This is a genomic window from Accumulibacter sp., assembly GCF_016789985.1.
Taxonomy (GTDB): domain Bacteria; phylum Pseudomonadota; class Gammaproteobacteria; order Burkholderiales; family Rhodocyclaceae; genus Accumulibacter.
In genome coordinates this window covers 1-9,649 of record NZ_JAEUOL010000258.1, presented here as the reverse complement: position 1 = coordinate 9,649, position 9,649 = coordinate 1, and the positions used below count along the sequence as shown (strand labels likewise).

General features: G+C 66.4%; 6 protein-coding genes and 1 pseudogene. 3 read left to right on the top strand and 4 right to left on the bottom strand.

What is annotated here, in order from left to right; translation table 11 throughout:
• Positions 1-309: pseudogene (locus JNK99_RS14805) on the top strand (hypothetical protein); the annotation flags it as partial.
• 329 nt (positions 310-638) lie between these two features.
• On the opposite strand, the gene JNK99_RS14800 reads toward JNK99_RS14805, so the two are convergent.
• From JNK99_RS14800 to JNK99_RS14785, 4 genes are all read right to left on the bottom strand, one after another.
• Complete coding sequence (locus JNK99_RS14800; RefSeq protein ID WP_291854386.1) at positions 639-2,954, bottom strand: DNA internalization-related competence protein ComEC/Rec2; 2,316 nt, start codon at positions 2,952-2,954, stop codon at positions 639-641.
• A 73-nt stretch (positions 2,955-3,027) separates the two neighbouring features.
• A complete protein-coding gene (locus JNK99_RS14795; RefSeq protein WP_291854384.1) occupies positions 3,028-5,049 on the bottom strand; it encodes a methyl-accepting chemotaxis protein in 2,022 nt (673 codons plus the stop codon).
• 78 nt (positions 5,050-5,127) lie between these two features.
• On the bottom strand, positions 5,128-5,817 hold the full coding sequence (lolD, locus tag JNK99_RS14790) for a lipoprotein-releasing ABC transporter ATP-binding protein LolD (protein WP_291854382.1): 690 nt from the start codon (positions 5,815-5,817) through the stop codon (positions 5,128-5,130).
• A complete protein-coding gene (locus JNK99_RS14785) occupies positions 5,810-7,057 on the bottom strand; it encodes a lipoprotein-releasing ABC transporter permease subunit (protein ID WP_291854380.1) in 1,248 nt (415 codons plus the stop codon). The genes lolD and JNK99_RS14785 overlap by 8 nt, the downstream gene beginning before the upstream one ends.
• 163 nt (positions 7,058-7,220) lie before the next feature.
• Between JNK99_RS14785 and JNK99_RS14780 the strand changes: the two genes are divergently transcribed.
• A complete protein-coding gene (locus tag JNK99_RS14780) occupies positions 7,221-8,279 on the top strand; it encodes a hypothetical protein (RefSeq protein ID WP_291854378.1) in 1,059 nt (352 codons plus the stop codon).
• On the top strand, positions 8,276-9,649 hold a 1,374-nt coding region (recJ, locus tag JNK99_RS14775; RefSeq protein ID WP_291854376.1), incomplete at its 3' end, for a single-stranded-DNA-specific exonuclease RecJ. The genes JNK99_RS14780 and recJ, both read left to right, overlap by 4 nt.

Sequence of the window (9,649 nt, the reverse complement as noted above, 5' to 3'; positions counted from 1 at the left end):
CTGGGCACGGTTGCGTATCCTGCGCGACCTCCGCGTGTCCAAGGATCGCGTCTGCCGCCTGATGCGCGAGAATGCCCGGCTGTCGCCGCATCGGGTGCCGCAGGGCATGCCCATGCGGCACGACGGGTCGATCCAGACCGGAGCACCGAACCTGAGGGGGGCACCGACGGTATCCGCATCCAGACTGTCGAGGACGGCTGGGTGTGGGGGTGCTCGGCGGTCGATCACTTCGATGCCTGCTGCGTCGGCATTCATGCCGTCAAGATCGGCAATCGCTTCGCGGCCCTGCAGCCGATCGCAGTGCGATGAAACCCTGATTTACGAATGGTGTCATTCCCTTTGGCTCGACTGTTCCCTGCTGACCATCGAGCAGCATCGCCAGTTTAACCACGCCTTTGCCTTCATGCCGGTCGGTGAGCTGGCTGCTGCAATCGTCGCTGATCCCCGCATGGCCTGCCTGACGCCTGTGCCAACTAAGGCACGCATCTGCTCTGGCCATTCTTCGGGCCAGGTGTGGCTGGCACTGACTGACGACGATCGGGTCGCCATTGACCCTGCTGCTCGTCGCCGAGCGCGGTGGTCGGCAAGCACCTGCGCGTATCGTTCTGGTCGTCGTTCGCGCTCCGCCTGGCGCCCCCTCACTGCCCATGCCAGTAGCGCCGCTGCCCGGTCCGATAAGACGAAAGCGCAAGGCCATCCGCCAGATCGATGCGCACTGCACCGTCGCGATCGGTGCGCCACACCCGGCTAGCGGCGTAGCGCTCGACCACATCGGGTCGCGGATGCTGGAAGCGGTTGCGGTAGCCGACCGCAATGATCGCCTCACGGGCAGCAACCGCGGCGATGAATTCCGGCGTGGACGAAGTGCCGCTGCCATGGTGCGGCACCAGCAACACATCGCTGCCCAGCGCGGCTCCCGAGCGGGTGAGCAGCGCCTGCTCGTCGCGCGCCTCGATGTCGGCGGTCAGCAGGACACTGCCGGAAGCGTTCTCGATACGCAGCACGCAGCTCATGTTGTTGCTCCTGGCGGCCTTGCGTTCGTAATCGCCGGCGACCGGGTGAAGGATGGTGAAACGCACGCCGTCCCACTGCCAGCTCTGGCCTGCGACGCAGGGTTCGGGTTGCAGTTCGGCCACGGACGACAAGCGGCGACCGATCGGCAGCGCTTCCTCGACCGCGGCAACGCCGCCCGAATGGTCCTTGTCGCGATGCGTCACGATCAGGGTATCCACTCGCTTTACCCCGTGGGCGCGCAGGAAGGGCACGATGATTCGCTGGCCGGCATCCGATTCGGCGCTGTAGAGCGGCCCGGTGTCGTAGAGCAGGGTATGCTCGCTGGTACGCACGACCACCGCCAGACCCTGGCCGACATCGAGCACGTCAAGCCAGGCGTCTCCCGCTGCCGGCCTGGCCGCCGGCCAGAACAGTGCCGGCAAGAGCAGGCACAGGCCGAGCCAGCGTGCCGGGAAGCCGCGCGGCAGGAGCAGCCAGATCACGCCGAGCACGGCCAGCAGGGTCACCGCACCGGACGGCGCCGGTTGCTCCCAGAGCGGCCAGATCGCCAGCCATTCGAGAAATCCCATCAGGCCGGAGAGCAGCCAGTGGTCGACGAGCAGCAGCGGTGGCCAGGGGAAGACGCAGAACAGCAGGGCCAGCGGCGTGATCACGAAGCTGACCAGCGGGATGGCCAGGGCATTGGCCGCCGGCGAGACCAGCGAGAACTGCTGGAAGAGGAGCAGGAGCAAGGGCAGCGTGCCGATGGTCACCGCCCACTGCGTCCTGCCCCAGTTGGCGAGCGCCCCCCGCCAGCCAGGGGTCGCACCCAGTCTTGCCGTACCGACGAAGAAGAGCAGGCCGACGGCAGCAAAGGAGAGCCAGAAGCCGGGTGCCAGTACCGCCCAGGGATCGAGCAGGAGCACCAGCAGCAGAGCCAGCAGCAGACTGCGACTGGCGCCGAGATTGCGGCCCGACCACAGCGCCAGGGCAACCACCGTCAGCATGTACAACGTCCGTTGCGCGGGGACGGCAAAACCGGCGAGCAGCGCGTAGGCGAATGCCGCCACCCAGCCGGCCGCGATTGCCACCTTCTGTGCCGGGAGGAAGAGCGCCAGGCGCTCGCTGCGCCGCCATAGCCAGCCGACCAGAGCGGCAAACAGCGCGGCGACCATCGTCACATGCAGACCGGAGATGCTCATCAGATGGGTGACCCCGGTCTGCCGGAACAGGCGCCATTGTTCGCCCGGGATCGCCTGCTGGTCACCAACCGCCAGAGCGATGAGGACGCCGGCGTGGGGGGCATCACCCAGCACCTCGGCAAACGAGCCGCGCAGGCGGTCGCGCAAGCGCTCGATGGCGTAGGCGGGTCGCGGCACGAAATCGTCGAGACGCTGGGCGAGGGCGCGCGGACGCACGTAACCGGTCGCCCGCAAGCCTCGCTCGAGCAGCCAGGCCTCGTAGTCGAAACCGTGCGGGTTGGCGTTGCCGTGTGGGCGCTTCAGACGAACGGTGAAGCGCCAGCGCTCGGCCGGGCGGAGGCGCAGTCCCTCGCGCCACTCGTCATCGAGCCGGCCGTGATACCAGGAGAGCATGATGCGCTGCGGCAGATGCGCGTCCGGCGTTTCCACCGACTCGACGACAAACTCGAAGCGCTCGCCGCGCTCGAAGCCGTGCGGCAAGGTGGCGACGACACCGACCACCTGGACATCCCGGCCCTCCCATTCGCTCGGCAGCCGCTCCTGCAGCCGGTGGTCGGCGAACAGCGCCGCCCAGGAGAAACCGAGCAGCAGGCAAGCCAGTGCCGAGATCCACCGACCCAACAGTTGCTGCCGGTGGCCAAACCAGAGCAGCAGGGCGGCGCCGAGCAGCAGACCGGCCAGCAGAGGCAGGGCAGGCAAGTGGTCCTGCATCTGCAGCCAGCCGATTCCACAGGCAAAGGCAGGGATGTTGCGGTGCATGGTGCTGCGGCACGTATGGGGTTTGCCGCTAGCGGGCGTTGATCGCTGCGCCGAGGTGCGCCATGGGAGGCGGTCAGGCGAGACGGAAACGTCGCACTTCTGTCTCGAGGCCTTCCGACAGGCGTTCGAGTTGTACGGCGGTGGTGGCATTGGCCGCCACCGCGGCACTATTCTCTTCCGCCATGCGGGCCACCCGGTCCACGTTGCGGGCGATCTCGATGCTTGCCACACTCTGGTCCTGCAGTGCCTTCGAGATGCCGGCCACCTTTTCCACCACCTGCGCCGCATTGCTGCCGATTCCGCCGATTGATTCGCCCGCCCGGGTGGCCAGGATGACGCCCTCGGCGACCCGGCTGACCCCCAGGTTCATGCTCGCTACGGCGTCCCGTGTACCGTTCTGGATGGCGGCGATCATCTCGGAGATTTCCTGCGTCGAATGGGCGGTGCGCTCGGCGAGTTTGCGCACTTCGTCCGCCACCACGGCAAAGCCGCGACCCGACTCGCCGGCGCGCGCTGCCTCGATGGCGGCATTGAGTGCCAGCAGGTTGGTCTGGTCAGCGATCTCCTTGATCACGCTGACGATTGCCGAGATGCGCTCGGATCGGCCGCCCAGCTCGGTGACGATGGTCGCCGAATGATTGACCACCTCGGCGATTCGTTCGATCTCGTGCACGACGTTGCCGACCACCTCGCTGCCCGCGGCCGACAATTCGCCGGCCCGGCTGGCAATGCTGTTGGTGTCCTGGGCGTTGGTCGACAGACGTTCGATGCGCGCCCGCATCTCCTCGATGGCGGCCGCCATGCGAGAGGCCGCCTCGCTTTGTTGCGCGCTGCCGTGGTTGATGTCGGCCGCCGAAGTGGCCAGTTTTCTGGTTGCGTCGAAGACCTGGCTGGCACCCTGATGCACATTCTGCAAGAGACCACGAAAAGCGCTCAGCATTTCGTTCAGGCTGTCGCCGACGAGTTTCAGTTCGTCCCGCGTTCCCAGGTCGACACGCACGCGCAGATCGCCGGTGGCGATGGTGCGCGCATGGTCGGCCAGGCGATCGATGCTGCCGATGGTGGCGTAATAGAGTCCAACCGACACGTAGGCGTAGAGCAGCAGAATCAGGACTGCTGTGGCAATGCTCAGGTCGAGATTGCTTTCAGCCCGCTCGACTCGTTGCCGCAGTAGTTGCTGGAGGGTCGGGAAAAGGGTTTCGTACATCTCCTTGTAGCCCTTCTCGATTGACGCGGTGGTGAGTTCGAAATAATCACCGGGGAGGGTCGCGAAGGTCCCGGAGAGGATGTCCTGGTTGACCAGCGCGCCGACCTTGGCGGCCGCACCGTCCATGTCGGTGATGGAAGCGGCCAGCGTCGACTGCAGTCCGGGATTGTAGCGCGCGGTCTTTTCGAGATTGCGGCGCAGACCGATGACTGCCGAATTGAGTTCCGCCAGGAGGACCGTGAACTCCACCTGTTGTGACAGGGCGAGCGGCTGTTTGCGCGTCAGCACACCGGTTCCCAGAGCCCTCAGTTGGCCCATTCGCTCGATCGCCTGGGGTAACCGGTTGGCTGCCGTATCGATCAGGTAGGCCGAGTCGATGTCCGGATCATTGGTCAGCGCGTACTCATCGGCCACCATCGACTGGAATCCCAGCAGGGCGTCGATCAACCGATTGTGGGCCAGGAAATTCTCGCGCTGGATCAGTTCGAGGCCCTCCTTTTCCAGTTGCGCCCAGTCGTCGGCCACCTTCTTCCAGGTGGCCGATGTGGCGAGTTCCGCTGCCAGCCGGGCATCGACCGCCTGCAAGGCGGCGCGCACTTCCTTCTGGCGCGCGGCGCGCTTCTCCTCCATCGCATCGTTGCCGCCGAGCACGCCGGAAGAAAGCCCACGGTGGACCTGCAGATGCTGGACGACGCGGGCGATCGGCTGGATCACGTCAATCCCGGCCAGTTCCCGTCGCGAGTTGTCGATCACCCGGTGCAGGCTGTAGTAGAGATTGAATACCAGCACGGCGCTCGCCACCAGCGCCAGAGCACCCATGATGGCAAACTTCTTCGTGTAGCCGACACGGTTGAGCAGCGCAATGGCCGGCGCGAACACAGTCTTCATGGTTGGTATCCTCCCGATTGTCCAGGATCTTTCGGCGGGCACCGGCGAAACTTGAGCCTTGGTCAGAAGCGCAGCGCCCTAGTCGTCGCTGGCCGTGTGCAGGTGGCCGTCACGCAGCGTCAGGATGTGCTCGGCACGGGCGGCCATTGCCGGATCGTGAGTGACGATCACGAAGCTGGTTCGCCGCGAACGATTGAGTGCCAGCATCAGCTCGAAGACGCCGGCGGCAGTCTGCCGATCGAGGTTGCCGGTAGGTTCGTCGGCGAGCACGCAGGCCGGTTCGGTGACCAGCGCCCGGGCGATCGCCGCGCGTTGCCGCTCGCCGCCGGACAGTTCTGACGGGGTGTGCCGCAGGCGGTGCCCGAGTCCCACCTCGCCAAGTACCGCTGCGGCGCGTGCTTCGGCCTCGGCCTTCGGGAGGCGCCGGATGTAGAGTGGCATGGCGACGTTCTCGAGCGCGGTGAACTCGGCCAGCAAATGGTGAAACTGGTAGACGAAACCAAGATGGCGATTGCGTAACTGCCCGCGCTGTGCATCGTCGATCGCGTTCAGGTCGTTGCCCATCAACTGTACCTGGCCGCCGCTCGCCGTGTCGAGACCGCCGAGCAGGTGCAGCAGCGTGCTCTTGCCCGAACCCGATGCGCCGACGATCGCCACGCGTTCGGCGACGCCGATTTCGAGATCGACGCCGAGCAGGACGGGGACATCGCTGTCACCCTGGCGATAGATTTTGCGCAGACCCTGGCAGGCCAGTACCAGCTCACTCATAGCGCAAGGCCGCTGCCGGATTGACCCGTGCGGCGCGCCAGCTCGGGTAGATGGTGGCCAGCAGGGCGAGCACGAAAGCGACGCCGGTGATCGTCGTGACGTCGCGCCACTGCAGCTCGGAAGGCAGGTTGGAGATGTAATAGACCTCCTTGGCGAGGAACTGGGTGCCGAGCAGGCGCTCAATGAACGGCACGACGACGTCGATATTGAGGGCCAGCGCAACGCCGCCGGCGATCCCGAGACCGAGTCCGATGAAGCCGATCAGGGCGCCCTGCACGATGAACACCGCCATGATGCTCCCCGGGCTGGCGCCGAGAGTGCGCAGGATGGCGATATCCGCCTGTTTGTCGGTCACCGCCATGACCAGCGTCGAGACGATGTTGAACGCCGCCACGGCGACGATCAGCGACAGGATGATGAACATCATGTTCTTCTCGATCTGCACGGCACGGAAGAAGTTGGCATGGCTGCGCGTCCAGTCGCTGATGAAGGCATTGATTTCCAGCCTGCCGGCCAGCGCACGTGCCACCTGCGGCGCGACGAAAAGATCGTCCAGTTTCAGGCGTACGCCCGACACCCGGTCGTCCATGCGATAGAGACGCTGCGCATCGGCGAGGTGGATCAGTGCCAGGCTGTTGTCGTACTCGTACATGCCGACCTCGAACAGGCCGACGACGTTGAAGGTGCGCAGCCGCGGCACCACTCCGGCCGGTGTCACGACACCCTGCGGCGCAATCAGCGTCACCCGATCGCCAACGAAAACACCCAGGGCGCGTGCCAGTTCGGCACCGAGGATGATGTTGAAGCTGTCGGGCATCAGGGCGCCGAGCTGGCCGCTTTTCATGTGCGGCCGGAAATCCGCCACCTTGTCTTCCTGATCGGGCAGGATGCCGCGCACCAGCGCACCACGCACCGCTTCGCCGTAGGCCAGCATGCCCTGTGCCTGAACGAAGGGGGCGGCAGCGATCACGTGCGGCTGGTCGCTGACCATCGTCACCACCTTCTCCCACGCCGCCATTTCGCCGCCCGCCCCGCTGATCTGGACATGCGAGACGACCGCGAGAATGCGCGAGCGCAATTCGGTCTGAAATCCGTTCATCACCGAGAGGACGACGATCAGTGCCGCAACGCCGAGGGCGATACCGCACATCGAGATCAGCGAAATGAACGAAATAAAGTGGTTGTGCTTCTTGGCGCGCGTATAGCGCAGGCCGATCAGCAGCTCGTAGGGCATGGCCATCGTGGCTCGGCGATCATCTCTGCTTGGCGCTTGCGGCGCCGATCAGGCAAAAGCCGCTATGCTACACTCTTCCGCCAGGGCCTGTCCGGCCGGGCGGCCTTGCGCGGCAGGTCGCTGCCGCTCCGTCAACCCGCTTCGGCGATCGTTCGCCCGTTCCCACCCCATGCAGCTCACCCTGGTTGTTCCCGAACTCGTCTGGCCAGAGCCCGACGACCGCGATACGCTCGATACCCTCTCCAGTCCCGGGTTGAGCACCTTCCTGGCACGCAGCCGGCTCAGTCGCCGGCCGCCGCAGTCGTTCGAAGCGACCCTCTGCGATGCCTTCGGTCTGCCCGAAGGCGCCGCCTATGCGGCTTTCCGCGTGCTCGGCGAGGCGGCTGGCCCGCGCGACCGCGACGCCTGCTGGCTGTGCGCCGACCCCGTCCATCTGCGCCTGCACCAGGAGCGCCTGATTCTTGCCGATGGCGCCAGCCTGGCAATCGAACTCGACGAAGCTCGGGCGATCGTTGACGAGCTCAACCGATACTTCTCCGAGGTTGGCCGCTTCCACGTCGCTGCCGCCGAGCGCTGGTACCTGCAGCTTGCCGGTGGTAGCGAACTCGGCCAGTTCGACGTCCTGCCGCTGTCCGCAGTGGCCGGTCGCAGCGTCGACCGGCAGTTGCCGGAGACCTCCGAGGCGCGCTGGTTACGCCAATTGCTCAACGAGGCGCAGATGGTCTTGCACCAGCATCCCGCCAACGCCAGGCGCGAGGTCGACGGTCGCTCGACGATCAACAGCCTGTGGCTGTGGGGTGGCGGCCGGCTGCCGGCCAGAGTGGCCGGTGCGTATTCCGGCATCTGGAGCGGGCTTCCATTGGCGCGCGGCGTCGGGCAGGCGCACGACATCCCGGTGCATGACCTGCCGCCCGACGGCGCCGCCGAACTGCTGGCATCGGCGTCGCGCGGCAGTCGCCATCTGGTGGTGCTCGATGCGCTGCAATCGCCGGTCCAGTACGAGAACGGCGACGCCTATCGCAGCGAGCTGCTCGGGCTGGAAGAGCGCTGGTTCGCCCCGCTGCAGAAGGCGCTTGCCGGTGGCAGGCTTGAGCAGTTGCGGCTGGAGGCATCGACCGCCTACGCCACCCTTTCCTGGGCTGGTGATCGCCGCACTCAATGGAAGCTGTGGCAGCGCCCGCAAGCGCTGGCGGATACCGCGCGGGCGCTGGCCGGGAGTGAGCGATGACCCGGCTTCGCCGGCGGTCGGTGGCGCAGCGCGCTCAGTGGCAGCTCGAACAACAGGGTCTGCACCCCCTGCTGGCGCGCATCTACGCCGGGCGCGGAATTGTTGCGCGCAGCGAACTCGACTACGGGTTCGAGTCGCTGCTGCCCCCGGCCCGACTGAGCAATGCCAGCCAGGCTGCGGTCCTGCTGGCCGACAGCATCGCCGGCGGGCGGCAGATTCTGATCGTTGCCGACTACGACTGCGATGGGGCGACTGCCTGCGCGCTCGGCATCCGTGCCTTGCGCGCTTTCGGCGCCCGGGTGGATTATCTGGTGCCGAACCGCTTCACCTATGGCTATGGCCTGTCGCCCGACATCGTCGATCTCGCAGCCGGCCGCAGACCGGATCTGATCGTCACCGTAGACAATGGCATCGGCAGCGTCGAAGGGGTCGCCCGGGCGCGCCAGCTCGGCATTGCCACACTGATCACCGACCATCACCTGCCGGGTGACAAACTGCCCGCTGCCGACTGCATCGTCAACCCCAGTCTGCCCGGCTGCGACTTTCCGAGCAAGGCACTGGCGGGGGTCGGCGTGATGTTCTACGTCATGCTGGCGCTGCGCGCCGAGTTGCGCCAGCGCAACTGGTTTGCCGAAGGCACCGGACGCGGCGAACCCAGGCTTGCGGCACTGCTCGACCTCGTCGCGCTGGGCACCGTGGCCGACGTCGTGCGCCTCGACCACAACAACCGCGTGCTGGTCAGCCAGGGGCTGCAGCGCATCCGCCAGGGCAGGCTGAACCCCGGTCTGCGCGCCATCTTCCGGGCTGCCGGGCGCAATCCGGCACAGGCTTCGAGCGTCGAACTCGGTTTCATGATCGGCCCGCGCCTGAACGCCGCCGGCCGCCTGGCCGACATGTCGCTCGGCATCGAGTGCCTGATCACCGATGACGAGGGGCGTGCGATGAATATCGCGCAGCAGCTCGACGCGCTGAACCGCGAGCGGCGCGAGATCGAAGCGGGCATGCAGGAACAGGCGCTCATCCAACTCGCCGAAGCGGGTGCCGAACTGGCCGGCGAGACGACGGCAGCGGTGTCGCTGTTCGAAGCCGAATGGCACCAGGGAGTGGTTGGGATCGTTGCGGCGCGCATCAAGGAGAAACTGCATCGCCCGGTGTTTGCCTTTGCCCGCGGCGACAACGGTGAAATCAAGGGTTCGGGTCGTTCGATCGCCGGCCTGCATCTGCGCGATGCGCTCGATCTCGTCGCCAGACGCGCTCCCGGGCTGCTGCTGCGCTTCGGCGGGCATGCCATGGCCGCCGGCGTGAGCCTGCGCGAAAGCGACTTCGCGCGCTTTCGCGAGCTGTTTGCCCAGGTGGCCGACGAGTTGCTT

Bases quoted from the DNA above. Each gene is read 5' to 3' on its own strand.
- JNK99_RS14780 (WP_291854378.1), top strand. From the start codon at position 7,221: ATGCAGCTCACCCTGGTTGTTCCCGAACTCGTCTGGCCAGAGCCCGAC.
- JNK99_RS14795 (WP_291854384.1), bottom strand. From the start codon at position 5,049: ATGAAGACTGTGTTCGCGCCGGCCATTGCGCTGCTCAACCGTGTCGGC.
- lolD (WP_291854382.1), bottom strand. From the start codon at position 5,817: ATGAGTGAGCTGGTACTGGCCTGCCAGGGTCTGCGCAAAATCTATCGC.
- JNK99_RS14785 (WP_291854380.1), bottom strand. From the start codon at position 7,057: ATGGCCATGCCCTACGAGCTGCTGATCGGCCTGCGCTATACGCGCGCC.
- JNK99_RS14800 (WP_291854386.1), bottom strand. From the start codon at position 2,954: ATGCACCGCAACATCCCTGCCTTTGCCTGTGGAATCGGCTGGCTGCAG.